Annotated in this window: 17 protein-coding genes; 2 read left to right on the top strand and 15 right to left on the bottom strand. The window is 70.3% G+C overall.

What is annotated here, in order from left to right:
• Window positions 1-10 precede the first annotated feature (10 nt).
• The 15 genes from CP983_RS35690 to pgsA form a co-directional block, all read right to left on the bottom strand.
• The gene (locus CP983_RS35690; RefSeq protein WP_107909359.1) at window positions 11-2,530 is read right to left on the bottom strand and encodes a RelA/SpoT family protein; all 2,520 of its coding nucleotides are present in this window, start codon (window positions 2,528-2,530) and stop codon (window positions 11-13) included.
• 398 nt (window positions 2,531-2,928) lie between these two features.
• On the bottom strand, window positions 2,929-3,468 hold the full coding sequence (locus tag CP983_RS35680) for an adenine phosphoribosyltransferase (RefSeq protein WP_107909358.1): 540 nt from the start codon (window positions 3,466-3,468) through the stop codon (window positions 2,929-2,931).
• Entirely contained in the window at window positions 3,465-4,589 is a 1,125-nt protein-coding gene (gene secF, locus CP983_RS35675) for a protein translocase subunit SecF (protein ID WP_107909357.1), read from the bottom strand. The genes CP983_RS35680 and secF overlap by 4 nt, the downstream gene beginning before the upstream one ends.
• A 1-nt stretch (window position 4,590) precedes the next feature.
• Window positions 4,591-6,318: a protein translocase subunit SecD gene (gene secD / locus CP983_RS35670; RefSeq protein WP_107909473.1), complete on the bottom strand. Its 1,728-nt coding sequence runs from the start codon at window positions 6,316-6,318 to the stop codon at window positions 4,591-4,593.
• A 132-nt stretch (window positions 6,319-6,450) separates the two neighbouring features.
• Window positions 6,451-6,954, bottom strand: coding sequence for a preprotein translocase subunit YajC (yajC, locus tag CP983_RS35665; RefSeq protein ID WP_107909356.1), 504 nt, complete (start codon window positions 6,952-6,954; stop codon window positions 6,451-6,453).
• 175 nt (window positions 6,955-7,129) lie between these two features.
• Window positions 7,130-8,200, bottom strand: coding sequence for a Holliday junction branch migration DNA helicase RuvB (ruvB, locus tag CP983_RS35660; protein ID WP_107909355.1), 1,071 nt, complete (start codon window positions 8,198-8,200; stop codon window positions 7,130-7,132).
• A 160-nt stretch (window positions 8,201-8,360) separates the two neighbouring features.
• Complete coding sequence (gene ruvA, locus CP983_RS35655) at window positions 8,361-8,966, bottom strand: Holliday junction branch migration protein RuvA (protein ID WP_030945258.1); 606 nt, start codon at window positions 8,964-8,966, stop codon at window positions 8,361-8,363.
• Entirely contained in the window at window positions 8,963-9,505 is a 543-nt protein-coding gene (ruvC, locus tag CP983_RS35650; protein ID WP_150504175.1) for a crossover junction endodeoxyribonuclease RuvC, read from the bottom strand. The genes ruvA and ruvC overlap by 4 nt, the downstream gene beginning before the upstream one ends.
• A 139-nt stretch (window positions 9,506-9,644) precedes the next feature.
• Window positions 9,645-10,397: a YebC/PmpR family DNA-binding transcriptional regulator gene (locus CP983_RS35645; RefSeq protein ID WP_150504173.1), complete on the bottom strand. Its 753-nt coding sequence runs from the start codon at window positions 10,395-10,397 to the stop codon at window positions 9,645-9,647.
• A gap of 48 nt (window positions 10,398-10,445) precedes the next feature.
• Window positions 10,446-11,054 carry a pyridoxal 5'-phosphate synthase glutaminase subunit PdxT gene (gene pdxT / locus CP983_RS35640; RefSeq protein ID WP_030945247.1) on the bottom strand — a complete coding sequence of 203 codons (609 nt, stop codon included), beginning with the start codon at window positions 11,052-11,054 and terminating at the stop codon, window positions 10,446-10,448.
• Between the two features lie 13 nt (window positions 11,055-11,067).
• Window positions 11,068-11,973, bottom strand: coding sequence for a pyridoxal 5'-phosphate synthase lyase subunit PdxS (gene pdxS, locus CP983_RS35635; protein WP_030945245.1), 906 nt, complete (start codon window positions 11,971-11,973; stop codon window positions 11,068-11,070).
• 126 nt (window positions 11,974-12,099) lie between these two features.
• Window positions 12,100-12,642 (bottom strand): LemA family protein, encoded by a 543-nt coding sequence (locus CP983_RS35630; RefSeq protein ID WP_107909351.1) that lies wholly within the window; start codon window positions 12,640-12,642, stop codon window positions 12,100-12,102.
• Window positions 12,643-12,730: 88 nt separating this feature from the next.
• Window positions 12,731-13,906 carry a glycosyltransferase family 4 protein gene (locus CP983_RS35625; protein ID WP_107909350.1) on the bottom strand — a complete coding sequence of 392 codons (1,176 nt, stop codon included), beginning with the start codon at window positions 13,904-13,906 and terminating at the stop codon, window positions 12,731-12,733.
• On the bottom strand, window positions 13,903-14,835 hold the full coding sequence (locus tag CP983_RS35620; RefSeq protein WP_150504171.1) for a phosphatidylinositol mannoside acyltransferase: 933 nt from the start codon (window positions 14,833-14,835) through the stop codon (window positions 13,903-13,905). The genes CP983_RS35625 and CP983_RS35620 overlap by 4 nt, the downstream gene beginning before the upstream one ends.
• Window positions 14,832-15,521 (bottom strand): phosphatidylinositol phosphate synthase, encoded by a 690-nt coding sequence (gene pgsA, locus CP983_RS35615; protein ID WP_150504169.1) that lies wholly within the window; start codon window positions 15,519-15,521, stop codon window positions 14,832-14,834. Before pgsA ends, CP983_RS35620 begins: the two co-directional genes overlap by 4 nt.
• A 275-nt stretch (window positions 15,522-15,796) precedes the next feature.
• On the opposite strand from pgsA, the gene CP983_RS35610 reads away from it, so the two are divergent.
• Complete coding sequence (locus CP983_RS35610) at window positions 15,797-17,992, top strand: elongation factor G-like protein EF-G2 (RefSeq protein ID WP_125527518.1); 2,196 nt, start codon at window positions 15,797-15,799, stop codon at window positions 17,990-17,992.
• Window positions 17,993-18,163: 171 nt separating this feature from the next.
• Entirely contained in the window at window positions 18,164-19,825 is a 1,662-nt protein-coding gene (locus CP983_RS35605) for a hypothetical protein (RefSeq protein WP_107909346.1), read from the top strand.
• Window positions 19,826-19,917: the final 92 nt, after the last annotated feature.

The raw sequence follows: 19,917 nt of genomic DNA, 5'->3' as shown, positions 1-19,917 counted from the left end.
TACAGCGTCGCTACGACCGGCTGCGCGCCGACGTCACGCGGTACACGTCGTACACGCCCTCCACTCCCCTGACCGCCTTCAGGACGTGGCCGAGGTGTTTCGGGTCGCCCATCTCGAAGGTGAAGCGGGAGGTGGCTACGCGGTCGCGGGAGGTCTGGACGGCCGCGGAGAGGATGTTGACGTGCTGGTCGGAGAGCACACGGGTGACGTCCGACAGGAGCCGGGAGCGGTCCAGGGCCTCGACCTGGATGGCGACCAGGAAGACCGAGGACTGCGTGGGCGCCCACTCGACCTCGAGGATGCGCTCGGGCTCGCGGGACAGTGACTCCACGTTGACGCAGTCGCTGCGGTGAACCGATACACCACTACCACGCGTGACGAAGCCGATGATCGGGTCGCCGGGTACGGGCGTACAACAGCGGGCCAGCTTGACCCACACGTCCTCGACGCCCTTGACGATGACCCCCGGGTCGGCGCTGGAGCGACGCTTGCGGCTGCGGCTGCGGGTCGGCGGGACCGACTCGTCGATCTCCTCCGTGGCCGCTTCCTCGCCGCCGAGGGCCTGGACCAGCTTCTGCACGATGTTCTGTGCGGAGACATGGCCCTCGCCGATCGCCGCGTACAGCGCCGAGATGTCGGCGTAGCGCATCTCGTGGGCGAGCGTGACGAGCGAGTCGCCGGTCAGGATGCGCTGGATCGGCAGGTTCTGCTTGCGCATCGCCCGGACGATGGCGTCCTTGCCCTGCTCGATGGCCTCGTCGCGGCGCTCCTTGGAGAACCAGGCCCGGATCTTGTTGCGGGCGCGCGGCGACTTCACGAAGTTCAGCCAGTCCCGGGACGGTCCGGCCCCGGCTGCCTTGGAGGTGAAGACCTCCACGAGGTCGCCGTTGTCCAGGGTCGATTCCAGCGGCACGAGGCGTCCGTTGACACGGGCTCCTATGGTGCGGTGGCCCACCTCGGTGTGCACCGCGTACGAGAAGTCCACGGGTGTGGCACCGGCCGGCAGCGCTATGACGTCGCCCTTGGGGGTGAAGACGAAGACCTCGTTGCGCGACAGGTCGAAGCGCAGGGACTCCAGGAACTCGCCGGGGTCCTCGGTCTCCTTCTGCCAGTCGAGGAGCTGGCGCAGCCACGCCATGTCGTTGAGATGGTCGTCCTTGCCGGTGCTCTTCGGTGCGTCCGAACGCACCTTTGAGGCGCCGGCGACGGCCTCCTGCTTGTACTTCCAGTGCGCGGCGATGCCGTACTCGGCGCGGCGGTGCATGTCGAAGGTGCGGATCTGGAGTTCGACGGGCTTGCCGTTGGGGCCGATGACCGTCGTGTGCAGCGACTGGTACATGTTGAACTTGGGCATCGCGATGTAGTCCTTGAACCGGCCGGGGACCGGGTTCCATCGCGCGTGCACGGTGCCGAGGGCGGCGTAGCAGTCGCGGACCGTGTCGACGAGGACGCGGATGCCCACCAGGTCGTAGATCTCCGCGAAGTCGCGGCCGCGGACGATCATCTTCTGGTAGACGCTGTAGTAGTGCTTCGGGCGGCCGGTGACGGTCGCCTTGATGCGGGCCGCGCGCAGGTCCTGCTGGACCTCGTCGGTCACTATGGCCAGATACTCGTCACGCTTCGGTGCCCGCTCGGCCACCAGCCGTACGATCTCGTCGTACATCTTGGGGTAGAGGATCGCGAAGGCGAGGTCCTCCAGCTCCCACTTGATGGTGTTCATGCCGAGGCGGTGGGCGAGGGGCGCGTAGATCTCCAGAGTCTCGCGCGCCTTCTTCTCCTGCTTCTCGCGCTTGAGGTAACGCATGGTGCGCATGTTGTGCAGGCGGTCGGCGAGCTTGATGACCAGGACACGGGGGTCCTTGGCCATGGCTACGACCATCTTGCGCACGGTCTCGGCCTGCGCGGCCTCGCCGAACTTGACCTTGTCCAGCTTGGTGACGCCGTCGACGAGCAGGGCGACGGAGTCGCCGAAGTCGCGGCGGAGCTGGTCGAGGCCGTACTCGGTGTCCTCGACGGTGTCGTGCAGCAGGCCCGCCATCAGGGTGGCCGGATCCATCCCCAGCTCGGCGAGGATGGTGGTGACCGCCAGCGGGTGCGTGATGTAGGGGTCGCCGCTCTTGCGCTTCTGGCCGCGGTGCCAGCGCTCGGCGACCTGGTACGCCTTCTCGATCTGGCGGAGCGTGGCGGTCTCGATCTTCGGGTCGTTGCTGCGGACTATGCGCAGCAGCGGCTCCAGCACCGGGTTGTACGGGTTGGAGCGCTGGACGCCGAGGCGGGCGAGACGGGCCCGGACGCGGTTGGAGGAGCCGCTGCGGGCGGGCTGGCCGGTGTTCGGGCGCACCGCCGGCGTCGACGAGGCGGGCTTGGGACGAGGCGGTTCCGCCGGCTTGTCGACGGGCGCGGACTGGGCATGCTCGACCGTCCCGCGCGAGTCGTTCTTCGCGTGCGGCGCGTTCGGCGCGGGCTTGGCCGCCGATGCCGAGGCGGACTCGGGCTTGGCGGCGGTCAGGTGCTGGGCCTCGTCTGGCAAGAGGACTCCTCGTGCGCGATCCGGGTCCCCCGGTCAGGCTCCGGAGACCCCATGGTAGCGATCCTGGGCCGCAGGATCGCCTTCAGGCCGATGTGAGGGCCGTCTACCGGAGAAACACAAGGGGCTGCCGCCGGATTCCTCCGTGCCTTCCGGCCCGTGTCCTGGCGGTGGCGTGTGCGTTGCCCGGGGCTGACGTGAGGTTTGCGTACGCCGTCGTGGAGGGCCCGTTCGAGGCTCGCAGCGTTTGTTTTGAGCCACGGGGTGCGGGGGTGGCCGAGCGGGCGGGCGTGCACGCCGTAGCGCCTGGGGGCGCGTGCGGGTCCTGCCCCCGGATGCGCGTATGCCGCGCGCCCTCGACTTCGGGGCGCGCGGCATACGTGCGGTGGAACGGGGGTCGCTCAGACCGTGAGCAGCGACTCCAGCGGGGCTCCGGACAGGGCCGGCTCCAGGCGGGCACGGCCGCCGAGGAAGCCCAGCTCCATCAGGACGGCGAGGCCCGCCACGTCGGCGCCGGCCCGGCGGATCAGCCGGATCGAGGCCTCGGCGGTGCCGCCCGTCGCCAGGACGTCGTCGACGACGAGGACGCGGTCGCCCGCGGCCAGGTCCTCGGCGTGCACCTCGATCTCCGCGGAGCCGTACTCCAGGTCGTACGCCTGGCTGAGGGTCGCCCCGGGGAGCTTGCCCGCCTTGCGTACGGGGATGAAGCCGACGCCCGCGCGGACGGCGACCGGCGCCCCGAGGATGAAGCCGCGGGCCTCCAGGCCGACGATCTTCGTGGCGGCGGTGCTCACGACGATCTCCGCCAGCGCGTCGGTGAGCGCCGTGAACGCCGCCGGGTCCGCCAGGAGCGGGGTGATGTCCTTGAACATCACGCCCGGCTCCGGGTAGTCCGCCACGTCACGGATGCGGCTGAGCAGGAGCTCCTGGATGCCGGTCATCGGCGCTTCCCCGAAGGACGGCCACGGCCCCGGTTACGGGACGAGGGCTGGTTGCGGGGGCCGACGACCGCGGGGGCGGCGTCCTCCGGCTCGTCGTCGTAGTACTCGTCGGCGACCTGGGGCTCCGGGGCCTCGCCCTGCGCGGCGCCCTGGGCCCGCTTGGCGAGCACACGCTTCTTCAGGGCCTTCATCTGCGGCTCGCGCTCCTTGAGGTCGGCGACGAGCGGCGTGGCGATGAAGATCGAGGAGTACGCACCGGCGGCGAGACCGACGAACAGCGACAGGGAGATGTCGTTGAGCATGCCGGCGCCGAGGAAGCCGCCACCGATGAACAGCAGGCCCGCCACCGGCAGCAGCGCGACCACCGTGGTGTTGATCGAGCGGACCAGGGTGCTGTTGATCGAACGGTTGGCGACGTCGCTGTACGTCCAGCGGGTCTGCTTGGTGATGTCCTTCGTCTGCTCCTTGAGGCTGTCGAAGACGACGACAGTGTCGTAGAGCGAATAACCGAGGATCGTCAGCAGACCGATCACGGTGCCTGGCGTGACCTCGAAGCCGACGAGGGCGTAGATGCCGACCGTGATGGTGATGTCGTGGATCAGCGCAACGAACGCGGCGAGTGCCATGCGCCACTCGAACGCGATCGCCAGATAGATCACCACTAGGACCAGGAAGATCCCCAGGCCCTGCCAGGCCTTGTTGGCGATCTGCTCACCCCAGCTGGGGCCGACCAGCTCGCCGGTGACGTCGTTCTCGTTGACGCCCAGCTTCTCGGCCAGCTCGGCCGAGACCTTGTCGGCCTGGCTGGTGTCGATGCCCGAGACCTGGATGCGCAGCTTGGCGTCGTCACCGCTGCCGAGCTTCTGGACGATCGCGTCGTGGCCGGACGCCTCTTCCGCGTACTCCTGCGCCTGTGCGACCGAGACGCTGGTCTTCGGGGTGTTGAAGACGGCTCCGCCCTGGAACTCGATGCCCATGTTCAGGCCGCGCACCGCCAGGCCGACGATGGCCGTGATGGTGATCAGGATGGAGAGGCCGTACCAGATCTTGCGGTTGCCGACGAAGTCGTAGCCGACCTCGCCACGGTGCAGTCGGGCGCCGAGGTTGCCGAGCTTCGACATCTCACGCCTCCTTCGGGTCGACAGGGCCCGCGGCAGGGCTGGCGGGACGGCGGGTGCGGCGCAGCGGCGGCTTGGCGCCCAGTCGCTTGGGATCGAGACCGGACCACGGGTGGCCGTTCCCGAAGAACTTGGTGCGGGCCAGGATCGTCAGCAGCGGCTTGGTGAACAGGAACACGACGACCACGTCGAGCAGGGTGGTCAGGCCGAGCGTGAACGCGAAGCCCTGGACCTTGCCGACGGTGACGATGAAGAGCACCGCGGCGGCGAGGAACGACACGAAGTCGGAGACCAGGATGGTGCGCCGGGCACGCGGCCAGGCACGCTCGACGGCGGGGCGCAGCGAGCGGCCCTCGCGGATCTCGTCGCGGACGCGTTCGAAGTACACGATGAACGAGTCCGCTGTGATGCCGATGGCGACGATCGCTCCACAGACGGCCGGCAGGTTCAGCGCGAAGCCGATGGCCGGGCCGAGCAGCGCCATCAGCGTGTAGGTCAGGGCCGCGGAGACCAGCAGCGACAGCAGGGCGATCACCGACAGGCCGCGGTAGTAGATCAGCAGGTAGATCACGACCAGGCCGAGGCCGATCGCACCGGCGATCAGACCGGCGTGCAGCTGCTCACCGCCGAGCGCGGCGGTCACCGTGGTGACGCTGTCCTCCTGGAAGGTCAGCGGCAGGGCGCCGTACGACAGCATGTTGGCGAGGGCCTGGGCCGACTCCTGGTTGAAGTTGCCGGAGATCTCGGCGTTGCCGCCCGTCAGGGCCTGGCGCACGAAGGGGTCGGAGACGACCTCGCCGTCCAGGACGATCGCGAACTGGTTCTGCGGGGACTGGTTCTTGGCCAGCTTGCCGGTGATGGCGGCGAACTTCTTGCTGCCACCGTTCGTGAAGTCCATGGTCACGGTCCAGCCGGCGCCGGTCTGCGTGTTCAGGACGGCCTGGGCCTTGTCGACGTCGGTGCCGTCGACCTCGGCGGGGCCGAGGATGTACTTCTGCCACTGCCCGGACGAGTTCTGACCGCAGGCGACCGTGTAGTCGGTGGGCTTGGCTCCGTCGCCCGCCTTGGCGCGGGCCGACTTCTTGGTGCAGTCGAGCGCGGCGTACTGCGCTTCGAGCTTGCTCCCGGCGCCGTCACCGGTGGGGGTGGCGCTCGGGGACGGCGTGGAGTCGGCCTTCAGGGCGTCGGTGACCGCGCGGCCCTGGGTGGTGGAGCTCGCCGACGGCGTGCCGGAGGGGGTCGACTTGTCCGTCGCCTCGTCGCCGGAGCTGCCCGACGGGCTGGAGGAGGCGCTCGGCGACGGGGTCGGCGTCGCGGCGGCGCCGGCGACCTCGGTGGCGATCACCGGACGGAAGTAGAGCTTGGCGGTGGTGCCGACCTGGTCCCGGGCTTCCTTGGAGTTGGTGCCCTTGGGGATGTTGACGATGATGTTGCGATCGCCCTGGGTCTGTACCTCGGCCTCCGAGACACCCAGACCATTGACACGGCGCTCCATGATGTCGACCGCGGTGTCCATGTTGGTCTTGTTGATCGCGGATTCCTGGCCGGGCTCGGCGACCGCGCGAAGCGTGATGCTCGTGCCGCCTGCCAGGTCGATACCGAGTCGCGGAGTGGTGTGCCCCGAGGCGAACATCCCTCCGGTGAGCGCCGCGATGGCGATCAGGATGAGGGCCAGCGAGCGCCCTGGCTTGCTCTGGGCGCTCGCGCTCCGGCCCTTCTTAGGTGCTGCCACCTTCTCGTACTCCCTCTCGGGCCGCCTCACTCCGGATCGACGGGCTGGCGGCCATGACATGGTGTCGGGATCCCGTGCGAAGTCGGCATGCCCGGGGGCGCGCAGGCGTGGCCCGCGCGCCCCGGAACATGGCTACTTCGCGTCGGAGTCGCCGCCGTCGGTCTTCTTCGGCTCGTCGTCCGACTTCGCGTCGGCGGCGACGGAGGCGTCGGACGGCTCCTCGGCCTCGTCGTTCTCGTCCTTCTTACCGAGGTCGACGGCCTTCTCGTCGGAGGCGGCGGCAGCGTCGGGCTCGTCGGTCTCGGTGAGGGAGGAGGCGTCGTCCGGTACGACGTCGGACTTCAGGTCGTGCTCGATGCCGTGCACGATCCGGTTGTACTCGTCGTCGGAGAGGACGGCACCGATCGCGTTCTTGGCGAAGAGAAGCTCCACGCCCGGGCCGGCGTCAACGAGGACGGTGTCGTCGCTGACCTCCTTGACGGTGCCGTACATGCCACCGATGGTGCGGACACCGGATCCGGGCTGCATCTGGTTCCGCATGTCGGCGGCCTGCTGCTGCTTCTTCTTCGCAGACCGGGTCATCAGGAACATGGCCCCGATGAGCACGATGAACGGGAGGAGGGTCACGAGACTCACGGGTCGGAACTTCCTTCACACGACCGCGATGGTGAGCGGCCTGATGGTTGGGGGATTGTATGCCGCCGACAAAGGCGGCATCGGCGGAGTCTAAGCGAGTCTCCGCGCATGGAACAACGCTCAGCATGGCACCGGGGTTCCTACTCCGGCCACCAAGCTCGCCGTCACCGCCCCATCACGCCCCGAAGAGGTCCCCTTGTCCGTTTCCCGCAGCTGACGAGCGCGGCGGGGTCAGTCCGAGATGTGCCCACGCGGCAGGCGTCGCGACGCGTCCGCGCGGGGTCCGGGCGAGCAGGCCCTCCCGTACGAGGAAGGGTTCGGCGACTTCCTCCACGGTCTCACGCTCCTCCCCCACAGCGACAGCGAGCGTGGAAAGGCCGACCGGGCCGCCGCCGAACAGCTTGAGCAGGGCCTCCAGGACACCGCGGTCCAGCCGGTCGAGTCCGCGGGCGTCGACCTCGTACACGGCGAGGGCGGCTCCGGCGATGTCCCGGGTGATGATCCCGTCCGCCTTGACCTGGGCATAGTCGCGTACGCGGCGCAGCAGGCGGTTGGCGATACGGGGGGTGCCGCGGGAGCGGCCGGCGATCTCGGCGGCGCCGTCGGCCTCGATCTCGACGTCGAGGAGGTTCGCCGAGCGGTGGATGACGCGCTCCAGCTCGGCGGGCTCGTAGAACTCCATGTGCGCGGTGAAGCCGAAGCGATCACGCAGCGGCGGCGGCAGCAGACCGGCCCGGGTGGTGGCCCCGACCAGGGTGAACGGGGGCAGCTCCAGCGGGATGGCGGTGGCGCCGGGGCCCTTGCCGACGATCACGTCGACGCGGAAGTCCTCCATCGCCATGTACAGCATCTCCTCGGCGGGCCGGGACATCCGGTGGATCTCGTCGAGGAAGAGGACCTCGCCCTCCTGGAGGGAGGAGAGGATCGCGGCGAGGTCGCCGGCGTGCTGGATGGCGGGGCCGCTGGTGATGCGGATGGGGGCGCCCATCTCGGCCGCGATGATCATCGAGAGGGTGGTCTTGCCCAGGCCGGGGGCGCCGGAGAGCAGCACGTGATCGGCGGTGGCGCCACGCGCGCGTGCGGCGCGCAGGACCAGGTCAAGCTGTTCGCGGACCTTCTCCTGGCCGATGAACTCGCCCAGGTCCTTCGGGCGCAGCGCGGCCTCGACGGCCTGGTCCTCACGGTCGGCCGACGAACCGACGAGCCGCTCGGCGGCGGGGCTGTCGGTGGTGTCGTCCCAGTTCACTGCGGTTCTCCTAGCGATGAAAGCGCCGGACGGTAGGGGCGGCCGGGGTCCGGGGGCCGGCCCCCGGGTGTGCCTCGGGGTCGCGGTCGGACGGGTCGGGCGAGAGGGGCGGGACGTCCCCGGGACCGGCACTTTCGGGCCGTCCCGGGACGCCACCGGGTCAGCGCGCTCTGTTCAGGGTCTGAAGCGCGGCCTTCAGCAGCTGCCCCACCTGGGGCGTGCCCTCGGCGGCCTCGGCCTGCGGTGTCACGGCGGTCACCGCCTCGTCGGCCTCGCGGGTCGCGTATCCCAGGCCGATCAGGGCCGCGTGCAGCTGGTCGCGCCAGCCCTGGCTGACCGGGGCGCCGACGGCGGGCGCGCCGATGGGCTCGCCCAGGCGGTCCTTCAGCTCCAGGAGCAGCTTCTGGGCGCCCTTCTTGCCGATGCCGGGTACGGCGGTGAGCGACTTCTCGTCGGCGGTGGCCACCGCTCTTCGCAGGGCGTCGGGCGAGTGCACGGCCAGCATCGCCTGGGCCAGGCGCGGGCCGACGCCGCTCGCGGTCTGGAGCAGCTCGAAGGTCTGACGCTCGTCGTCGTCGGCGAAGCCGTACAGGGTGAGTGAGTCCTCACGGACGACGAGGGAGGTGGCCAGCTTGGTCTGCTGGCCCATCCGCAGGCCCGAGAGGGTGTTCGGCGTGCACTGGACGGCGATGCCGATCCCGCCGACCTCCACCACCGCGGAGTCGGGGGCGAGCGCGGCGACCGGGCCGCTGAGAGACGCGATCATGCGAGACGGCCTTTCGAGGGAGCCTTGGCGGAGTGCAGGGCGACGGCCTGCTGGAGTCGGTTCTGTGCGGGGGCCCGCCAGATGTGACAGATGGCGAGTGCGAGGGCGTCGGCGGCGTCGGCCGGTTTGGGCGGGGCGCTGAGCCGCAGCAGGCGGGTGACCATGGCACCGACCTGTGCCTTGTCGGCGCGGCCCGAGCCGGTGACGGCCGCCTTGACCTCGCTGGGGGTGTGCAGGGCGACGGGGATGCCGCGGCGGGCGGCGCAGAGCATGGCGACGGCGCTGGCCTGGGCGGTGCCCATCACGGTGCGGACGTTGTGCTGGCTGAACACCCGCTCCACGGCGACGAATTCGGGCCGGTGCTCGTCCAGCCACATCTCGATGCCCTGCTCGACGGCGACGAGGCGGTGGCCCAACTCGGCGTCCGCGGGCGTCCGTACGACACCGACGCCGAGCATGGTGAGCGGGCGTCCGGCGACGCCTTCGACCACACCGACACCGCATCGCGTCAGCCCCGGGTCCACCCCCAGTACGCGCACCCCGCGCCCCCTCCTTCGATCGCCTGTTTGTGCAGGCTATCCGGTGCCACCGACAACGCCGGTCAGCAACTCCCGACAAAGCGACGGGCCGACGGGGATGCCCCGTCGGCCCGTTGAGTCCGTGCAGCTCGCGACCGCGTTACGCGTCGACCTTCTCCATGATCTCGTCGCTGACGTCGAAGTTGGCGAAGACGTTCTGCACGTCGTCGCTGTCCTCGAGCGCGTCGATCAGCTTGAAGATCTTCTTGGCGCCCTCCTCGTCCAGCTCGACCTGGACGGACGGCACGAAGCTGGAGTCCGCGGAGTCGTAGTCGATGCCGGCCTCCTGGAGGGCGGTGCGGACCGTGACCAGGTCGGTGGCCTCGCTGAGCACCTCGAAGGACTCACCGAGGTCGTTGACCTCCTCGGCGCCCGCCTCGAGGACCGCGGTGAGGACGTCGTCCTCGCTCAGCTCGCCCTTGGGGACGATGATGACGCCCTTGCGGCTGAACATGTACGACACCGAGCCGGGGTCGGCCATGTTGCCGCCGTTGCGGGTCATGGCGACGCGGACGTCGGAGGCGGCGCGATTGCGGTTGTCGGTGAGGCACTCGATGAGCACCGCGACACCGTTCGGGCCGTAACCCTCGTACATGATCGTCTCGTAGTCGGCGCCACCGGCCTCGAGACCGCCTCCGCGCTTGACCGCGGAGTCGATGTTCTTGTTCGGGACCGACTGCTTCTTCGCCTTCTGGATGGCGTCGTAGAGCGTCGGGTTCCCCTCGATGTCGACGCCGCCCATACGCGCCGCGACCTCGATGTTCTTGATCAGCTTCGCGAAGAGCTTGCCGCGCTTGGCGTCGATCACGGCCTTCTTGTGCTTCGTCGTGGCCCATTTAGAGTGGCCGGACATCTGCCTGTCTCCTTCGCGTAACCCATCTATGAACGAACCCCAGAGATCCTACAAGGACTCCGCTGTCCGGTTCGCGCGCACCATGTCGGCGAACAGACCGTGCACGCGGTGGTCGCCGGTCAGTTCCGGGTGGAACGACGTGGCCAGCGCGTTGCCCTGACGGACCGCGACGATGTGGCCCTCGTGCTCGGCGAGGACCTCGGCCTCGGCGCCGACGGACTCGACCCAGGGGGCGCGGATGAAGACGCCCTCCACAGGATCGCCCGCGATGCCCTTCACGTCGAGTGCGGCTTCGAAGGACTCGTTCTGGCGGCCGAAGGCGTTGCGGCGCACGATCATGTCGATGCCGCCGATGGTCTCCTGACCCGAGCGCGGGTCGAGGATCTTGTCGGCGAGCATGATCATGCCGGCGCAGGTGCCGTAGACGGGGAGGCCGTCACGCACGCGTGCGCGCAGCGGGTCCATCACGCCGAACAGGACGGCCAACTTGGAGATGGTCGTGGACTCGCCGCCGGGGATGACGAGACCGTCGATCTCGGCGAGTTCCTCGGGGCGCCGCACCGGCCTGGCCACGGCGTCGACCGCGGCCAGGGCGATGAGGTGCTCCCGTACGTCGCCCTGGAGGGCCAGGACGCCTATGACGGGGGTGTTGCTCATGGGACGCAGCGCCTTACCAGCCGCGGTTGGCGTAGCGCTCGGTCTCGGGGAGGGTGTCGCAGTTGATGCCGACCATGGCCTCGCCGAGGTTGCGGGACGCGTCCGCGATGATCTTCGGGTCGTCGTAGAAGGTCGTGGCCTTCACGATGGCGGCGGCGCGCTTGGCCGGGTCGCCGGACTTGAAGATGCCGGAGCCGACGAAGACGCCCTCGGCGCCGAGCTGGCGCATCAGCGCGGCGTCGGCCGGGGTGGCGACACCGCCGGCGGAGAACAGCACGACCGGCAGCTTGCCGAGCTCGGCGACCTCCTTGACGAGCTCGTACGGGGCGCGCAGCTCCTTGGCGGCGGCGTACAGCTCGTGGTTGTCGAAGCCGCGCAGCTTGGCGATCTCGTTCTTGATCTGGCGCAGGTGGCGGACGGCCTCGACGACGTTGCCGGTGCCGGCCTCGCCCTTTGAGCGGATCATGGCCGCGCCCTCGGCGATCCGGCGCAGGGCCTCACCGAGGTTGGTGGCGCCGCAGACGAAGGGGGTCGTGAAGGACCACTTGTCGGAGTGGTTGACCTCGTCGGCCGGGGTGAGGACCTCGGACTCGTCGATGTAGTCGACGCCGAGGGACTGCAGGACCTGGGCCTCGACGAAGTGGCCGATGCGGGACTTGGCCATGACCGGGATCGAGACGGCCTCGATGATGCCTTCGATCATGTCCGGGTCGGACATCCGGGCCACGCCGCCGTCCTTGCGGATGTCGGCCGGGACCCGCTCCAGGGCCATCACGGCGACGGCGCCCGCGTCCTCGGCGATCTTCGCCTGCTCCGGCGTGACGACGTCCATGATCACGCCACCCTTGAGCTGCTCGGCCATGCCGCGCTTCACACGGGCGGTGCCGATCTCGGGGGTCTGGTTTTCGGAGTTGGACACGGGTGACCTCACACGGTGAAAGAGGGTTACTGCAAGCACTGAGGAAACGGGAACGGACCAGGCCACAGCAAGGGCCAATGACAAGCCGGTGGATCGTTTTGCCGGCCCTCGCGGTGTTCGCGCCGGTCAGGCGGCCCGTGCGACCAGTGCCGTGGGGGGCTCGTCGTCCATCTCGAACGCCATCGGGAACGGCGCGTGTCCGGCCAGCCGGAACCAGCGGACCTTGCGGTGCCGGCGCAGCGCCCTGGCCGCCCGTACGGCGTCGTTGTGGAACCGCCGGGCCATCGGTACCCGGCGCACCGCCTCGGTCAGCTCACGGGCCGCTTCCTCTCCCCCGGGCGCCTCCCGTACGGCCTCCACCTGCTGGGGTTCGGCGAACACGGCCCGCAGCGCCTGGGTCAGCTCGCTCTCGGAGACCTCCCGCTGTTCCTCCTCGGCCTGCCGGGCGGCGTGCGCGGCCTCGTAGAGGACGATGGACGCGGCCGGGTCGAGCACGCCTGAGGTGGCCAGTTCCTGGGCCACGGAAGCCCGGCGCAACAGCTGCGCGTCGAGTGCGGCACGCGCCGCGTCGATCCTGGCGTGCAGGCGGTCGAGGCGCCCCGCGGTCCAGCTCAGGTAGAGGCCGATCGCCACGAGGGCGACGAGAATCCAGATGAGAGTTGCCGTCACGGGCGGAAAGCCTACGGGGGTGCCCCGCCGGGTGAACCGCTCGGCCCGCCCGTGCCCCGGACGGCCGGCTCACCCGGCACTACGGTGGTCAGTCCCGCGCCAGCCCCAGCCGGGCCCGTAGCCCGCTCCCGCCGCCCGAGGGGCGGTCGTCGGCCGCCACCGCCGCCGCGCCCGCGGTCACCGTCTCGTACACGGACAGGATGTCCGCGCCGACCGTCGACCAGTCGAAGCGGCGGACGTGTGCGCTGCCCCGCTTCTGCAGCTCGGCCCGGCGGACCGGGTCATCCAGGAGACGTACGGCGGCCTCGGCGAGGGCGTCTGCGTCCTCGTTGGCGAAGAGTTCGCCGGCCGCGCCCTGGTCCAGGACCTGGGCGAACGCGTCGAGGTCGGAGGCGAGGACCGGGGCGCCGGCCGACAATGCCTCGACCAGGATGATCCCGAAGCTCTCGCCGCCGGTGTTGGGGGCGACGTACAGGTCGACGCTGCGCAGGAAGCGGGCCTTGTCCTCGTCGCTGACCATGCCGAGGAACTCGACGCGGGAGCGCAGCTCGGCGGGCAGGGACTCCACCGCCTCCTTCTCGTCGCCCCGGCCGGCCACCAGGAGCCTGGTCTGCGGGCGGGCCGCGAGGATCTTCGGCAGGGCCCGCATCAGGACGGGCAGGCCCTTGCGGGGCTCGTCGATGCGGCCGATGAAGCCGAGCGTGTCGCCCTGCCACTCGGGGTTGGGCTCGGCCTCGGCGAAGAAGTCGACGTCGACGCCGTTGGGGATGACGACCGCGTCGCCGCCGAGGTGCTCCACCAGCGTGCGGCGGGCGTACTCGCTGACCGCGATCCGGGCGCTGATCTTCTCCAGGGCCGCCTGGAGGATGGCGTACGCGGCGATCATGGCCCGGGAGCGCGGGTTGGAGGTGTGGAAGGTCGCCACGATCGGTCCCTGCGCGGCCCAGCACGCCAGCAGGCCGAGGGAGGGTGACGTCGGCTCGTGGATGTGGATGACGTCGAACCGGCCGTCGTGCAGCCAGCGGCGCACCCGGGCGGCCGAGAGGAACCCGAAGTTCAGGCGCGCGACCGAGCCGTTGTACGGCACCGGCACGGCGCGGCCCGCCGAGACGACGTAGGGCGGGAGCGGGGTGTCGTCGTCGGCGGGGGCGAGGACCGACACCTCGTGGCCGAGCCGGATGAAGTACTCGGCGAGGTCGCGGATGTGGAACTGGACGCCACCGGGGACGTCCCAGGAGTAGGGGCAGACGATGCCGATCCTCACGGACGTTCCCCGTCCCGGGCGCCGGCGGCCGATGGTCGTGGTTCAAGGTCGTCGAGCCACAAGCGCTGGAGCATGTGCCAGTCCTCCGGATGTTCCGCGATCCCCGAGGCGAAGGCATCGGCCAGCGCCTGTGTCATGACAGACGTCTTCTCGGCCCGGGTACCTGACTCGGGTACCTCGATCGGGGGATGCACCCGGCCCTGCATGACGGGCGAGTCGTCGTACCAGAGCGTCACGGGGAGCAGCAGCGCCCCGGTCTGCTGGGCGAGCAGCGCGGGACCGGCCGGCATCCGGGCCGTGGCGCCGAAGAAGTCCACCTCGACGCCGGAGGCGGACAGGTCGCGGTCGGAGACCAGGCAGACCAGGCCGCCGTCGCGCAGTCTGCGGGCCAGCGTGCCGAAGGCGGTGCCGCCGCTGTGCGGCAGGACCTCCATGCCGAGGCCCTCGCGGTAGGCGACGAAGCGGTCGTAGAGCGTCTCGGGCTTGAGGCGCTCGGCGACCGTCGTGAACGGTGTCTCCAGCTTGGTGGTGACCCAGGCGCCCGCGAGGTCCCAGTTGCCCAGGTGCGGCAGGGCGAGGATGACGCCCCGGTCGGAGGCCAGGCCGTCGGTGAGGTGGTGGACGTCCTTGGGGTCGAAGCCGTTCCTTATGCGCTCGGGGCTCCAGGCGGGCAGCCGGAAGGACTCCATCCAGTAGCGCAGGTAGGAGCGCATGCCGGCGCGCGAGAGCTCCGCGAGGCGTTCCGGGCTCGCGTCGGGCACCACGCGCGCGTAGTTGCTCTCCAGCCGCTTGACGCCCTTGCCGCGCTGCTTCCAGGCGAGGTCGGCGATGGTGCGGCCGAGCCGTACGGCGACCGGCTCGGGGAGCTTCTTGACGGTGCCCCAGCCGAGTCCGTACAGCGCGTCCGTGAGCCGGTCCCGGGCACTCACTTGGCTGCCTCGCTCCCGTGGGAGGCGTTCTGCGGCTTCTCCGCCGCGGCCGCGGCGGCCTCCGCCTCGGCGGACTCGCGGCGGACCGTGACGACGCGCTGGATCAGCGTCACCAGGCTGCCGACGGCGACGATCCACAGGGCGACGGGCAGCAGGTACTGGATGCCGGGCACGCCGAACTTGTGCAGGCCCGCGAAACCGGCCGCGACCAGCGAGATCACCAGCCGCTCGGCGCGCTCGACCAGGCCGTTGACGGCGACCGGCAGGCCGATCGACTCGCCGCGCGCCTTGGTGTACGACACCACCTGGCCGCTGGCGAGGCAGAAGATCGAGACGGCGCACAGCACGAGGTCGTCGCCGTCACCGGCGTACCAGAGGATGAAGCCGCCGAAGATCGCGGCGTCGGCGACCCGGTCGAGCGTGGAGTCGAGGAAGGCGCCCCAGCGGCTGGAGCGGCCGAGCTGCCGGGCCATGTTGCCGTCGACGAGGTCGGAGAACACGAAGAGCGTGATCACGACCGTGCCCCAGAAGAACTCGCCCATGGGGTAGAAGACCAGCGCGCCCGCGACCACACCGGCCGTGCCGATGAGCGTCACGGTGTCGGGGCTGACGCCCCGCCGGATCAGAAACGCGGCGAACGGTGTGAGGACACGCGTGAAGAATGCACGCGCGTACTTGTTCAGCATGGCCTTCCCGAGGGTCGGTGTGACGCCGCGGCCCCACTGGCCACCGGCTGGCCCATCGTAGCCACGCGCGCGTGCGTGCGACCGCCGGGCACTCGCACAGGCCGTCGGCGGCACCGGTCCACCGGTCCCGGATGGCAGGATCCCGTCCGCCGTATGGACGCACCGTGACGGGAGTGGAAAGCTCGAAGGACCGCGGGCGTCATCGAAGCCGCCATCGCACGCGGATGCTGATGTCCGCGCCCACAGTGACCTCACCGTGCACGGGAGGCAGGATCATGGGCGACAAGGCGAACGCACACCCTGGGGCCGCCGGCAGGGCTACGGCGGCCGACCAACCCGCGTCCGTACGGAATGTGGTGCTGGTCGGCCACTCCGGATCGGGCAAGACCACATTGGTGGAGGCCCTCGCGCTGACGGCGGGGGCGGTGAACCGGGCGGGCCGCGTGGAGGACGGCGGCACGGTCTCGGACTACGACGAGATCGAGCACCGGCAGCAACGCTCGGTACAGCTCTCCCTGGTGCCGGTCGACTGGGACGGCATCAAGATCAATCTTCTGGACACCCCCGGATACGCCGACTTCGTCGGGGAACTCAGGGCCGGTCTGCGAGCGGCGGACGCGGCCCTTTTCGTCGTCTCGGCCTCGGACGGCGTGGACGGCTCGACGCGCATGGTGTGGGAGGAGTGCGCGGCCGTCGGCATGCCGCGCGCGATCGTCGTCACGCACCTGGAGGCCGCGCGGGCCGACTACGAGGAGATGACGCGGATCTGCGCGGAGGCCTTCGGCGGCGACGACCCCGACGCGGTGCTCCCGCTGTATCTGCCGCTGCACGGCCCCCAGGGTCCCGACGGGCACGCGCCCGTGACCGGACTGATAGGGCTGCTGTCGCAGAAGCTGTTCGAGTACTCCTCCGGGGAGCGCAAGGAGTCCGAGCCGGGCGAGGACCAGCTGCCCGAGATCGACGAGGCCCGCAACCGGCTGATCGAGGGGATCATCGCCGAGAGCGAGGACGAGACCCTCATGGACCGCTATCTCGGCGGCGAGCAGGTCGACGTCAGGACGCTCATCGAGGACCTGGAGCGGGCCGTCGCGCGCGGCACGTTCTTCCCCGTGCTGGCCGCCGCGCCCGCCGCCGAAGGTGCCCGGCAGGGCCTCGGCACCGTCGAGGTGCTGGAGCTGATCACACGGGGCTTCCCGACCCCGCTGGAGCGTGAGGCCCCCCGGGTGACCACGGTCGACGGCAAGCCGCGCGAGCTGAACCTGTGCGATCCGGACGGCCCGCTGGTCGCGGAGGTCGTGAAGACCGCGTCCGACCCGTACGTCGGCCGGGTCTCGCTGGTCCGGGTCTTCTCCGGCACCCTGCGCCCCGACGAGACGGTGCACGTCTCCGGGCACGGCCTGGAGGACCGCGGGCACGAGGACCACGACGTCGACGAGCGGATCGGCGCCCTGTCGGCCCCGTTCGGCAAGCAGCAGCGCCAGCTCAGCCACTGCATCGCCGGGGACCTGGCATGTGTGGCGAAGCTGAGCCGCGCGGAGACCGGCGACACCCTGTCGGCCAAGGACGACCCGCTGCTGATGGAGCCCTGGCAGATGCCGGATCCGCTGCTGCCGCTGGCCATCGAGGCGCACAGCAAGGCCGACGAGGACAAGCTGTCACAGGGTCTGTCGAGGCTGGTCGCCGAGGACCCGACCATGCGTCTGGAGCAGAACCAGTCCACCCACCAGGTGGTGCTGTGGTGCCTGGGCGAGGCGCACGCGGACGTCGCCCTGGAACGGCTGCGCAGCCGCTACGGCGTGCAGGTCGACCTCGTGCCGCACAAGGTCTCCCTGCGCGAGACCTTCGCCGACCGGTCGGCGGGCCGCGGCCGGCATGTGAAGCAGTCCGGCGGCCACGGGCAGTACGCGATCTGCGAGATCGAGGTGGAGCCGCTGCCGGGCGGCTCGGGCATCGAGTTCGTGGACAAGGTGGTCGGCGGCGCGGTGCCCCGGCAGTTCATCCCGTCGGTGGAGAAGGGCATCCGGGCCCAGGCGGCCAGAGGCGTCGCGGCGGGCCATCCGCTCGTCGACGTCCGGGTCACGCTGCTGGACGGCAAGGCGCACTCGGTGGACTCCTCCGACGCCGCGTTCCAGACGGCGGGCGCGCTGGCGCTGCGGGAGGCGGCGGGGGACGCGAAGATCCATCTGCTGGAGCCGGTGGCCGAGGTGTCCGTGCTCGTCGGCGACGACTACGTCGGCGCCGTGATGAGCGACCTGTCCGGGCGGCGCGGCCGTGTCCTCGGCACCGAGCAGACCAGCGGGAACCGCACCGTCATCAAGGCCGAGGTGCCCGAGATCGAGATCGGCCGGTACTCGGTCGACCTGCGGTCGCTCTCGCACGGCACCGCGCGCTTCAACCGGTCGTACGCGCGGCACGAGCCGATGCCGCAGCAGATAGCGGAAAGGATCCGTGAAGAGGCGCGCGACGCCTAGCAGTTGGCGCCGGGCGCACACCGGCGACTCCCCTCCGCGTCGGCGGGCGGCTTCGGCCGTCCGCCGACGGTTGTCGGTGGCTGGGGATACTCTGATCATTGATCAACAGGTGTGCGCGATACGGAAGTCGGGAAGGCCGCAGAAGCGACAGTGCGGCGACTGGGGGCGGGAATGACCGTTGAGGGCGGTTACGCGGACATCTTCGGTCCGCAGGTGCCTCGCACGGCCGGCGAGGGGCAGACGGCGACGTTCGCGCTGGCCTCGGCGGCCTATCGGGACAACCCGTACGAGGACATCAAGAAGGCCGACAACGAATGGCACAAGACCGATGTCAAGGCCGGTCGGAAGTGGGCCAAGATCTTCCGGCCCAACCTGGGTGAGGCCTACTCGCGGGCGGTCGTCGACCGCATGCTCGGCAGCGGCCGCAAGCCGCTGATCCAGTCCTTCGGCACCGAGCCGCAGGTAGTGGTCGAGCACGCACTGGCCGCCAACAACATCCGCAAGACCCGCGACCGCATGCTGAGCGGCATCATGGTCGTCTGCGGCGTGCTGTTCCTGCCCGGGCTGCTGCTGTGGCTGCTGGTCTTCACGCTGCGCACCACCATCGTCAAGCGGGACGCGAAGCGGGGCGGCGCGCTCGCCTCCGTGCTGCTCGTCGCGGCGGGGGCGTTCGCCGTGCTCTTCCTGCTGAAGATGCCGTTCACCGGCTTCTGGGCCTGGTACGCGCGAGCCTGTGTACTCATGCCGGTCGTCGGCTGGTTCTGGGCGAAGCAGGTCTGCGAGCGCACCGCGCGGGATCTGCGGGAGCGGTGGGACAGCCTGCTGGCCGGCAGCAGCGTCGGCGCGAAGGTGCCGGAGGCGGTGCCGACCAGTCCGACCGAGACCCAGGCCGAGCAGCTGCGCCAGTCCCTGGCCAAGCTGAGCGCCGAGCAGCAGTCCAACTCCGTGTTCTACGCGGGGCCCAAGGGGATACTGGGCATGGGCACGCGCTGGGGCAGCTGGCAGCTCGCCGAGGACCTGGTGGCCGCCGACTCCACCCGCGAGATCCACCCCTTCCGCAGCTGGGACGTGATCCGCGCGATCCACGACCAGCTGCGCATGCTGGAGCGCGGCCCGCTGAACACCGGCGGTTTCCCGAAGGCTTCGATACGGCACTGGGTCGTCACGCCGATCGCCGAGGGCGCCAAGGCCGTGTCCCGGCCGGAGGGCACGGACGTCGAGGCGTACCAGGTCAAGTCGCACGCCATCCAGGACATCTGCAACAAGCAGCAGTTCGGCAGCGGCGACCGGCACTATCTGGGCGTCCAGTGGACGCTGTGGGACGGCCAGTTGATCATCACGATGCTGATCACGGTGACCGTGCTGCACGAGACGCTGCGCATCGAGGTGACCGGGCACGCCCTCGGTCCGGTGAACGGGCTGTTCCAGGAGAAGCCCGAGGCGCCGACCAAGGAGGTCACCAAGTCGTTCAAGCCGTGGGAGACCCGCAAGGTGAAGCTTCCGCTGGTCAACACCGACGAGGTGGTACGGCTGGCGGTGCGGGCCCCGATCTCCTGGTATCCGCCACTGCTGAACTGGCTGGGCGGGACGATCGGGCTGCCCGAGCCGTTCGGAGTGCGGCACGCGTGGGCGGACCAGCCGTGGCGGCACCGCTTCATGGCGGACGACGCGCTGCGCGCGGCCACTCCGGTGCTGCGGGTGGTGCATGCCGCGGCGATCAAGGTGCTGGCCGAGAACGGCGTGGACACCGAGAAGTTCGGCGCGAGGTCGTCGTTCCTGAGCACCGCGGTGCAGGATCCGTCGCCGCGGAAGGCGGACCTGTACGACGCGTAAGGCTCCGCCGGTCCGGCCGCGTCGGGTGGGTCTGGGTGACCGTGCCCTGGGGGCTGCGCCCCCAGACCCCCTTCGGCCTGAACGGCCTCGTC

Source organism: Streptomyces chartreusis, assembly GCF_008704715.1.
GTDB classification, from domain to species: Bacteria; Actinomycetota; Actinomycetes; order Streptomycetales; family Streptomycetaceae; genus Streptomyces; species Streptomyces chartreusis.
This window is presented reverse-complemented; position numbering and strand designations above follow the sequence as displayed.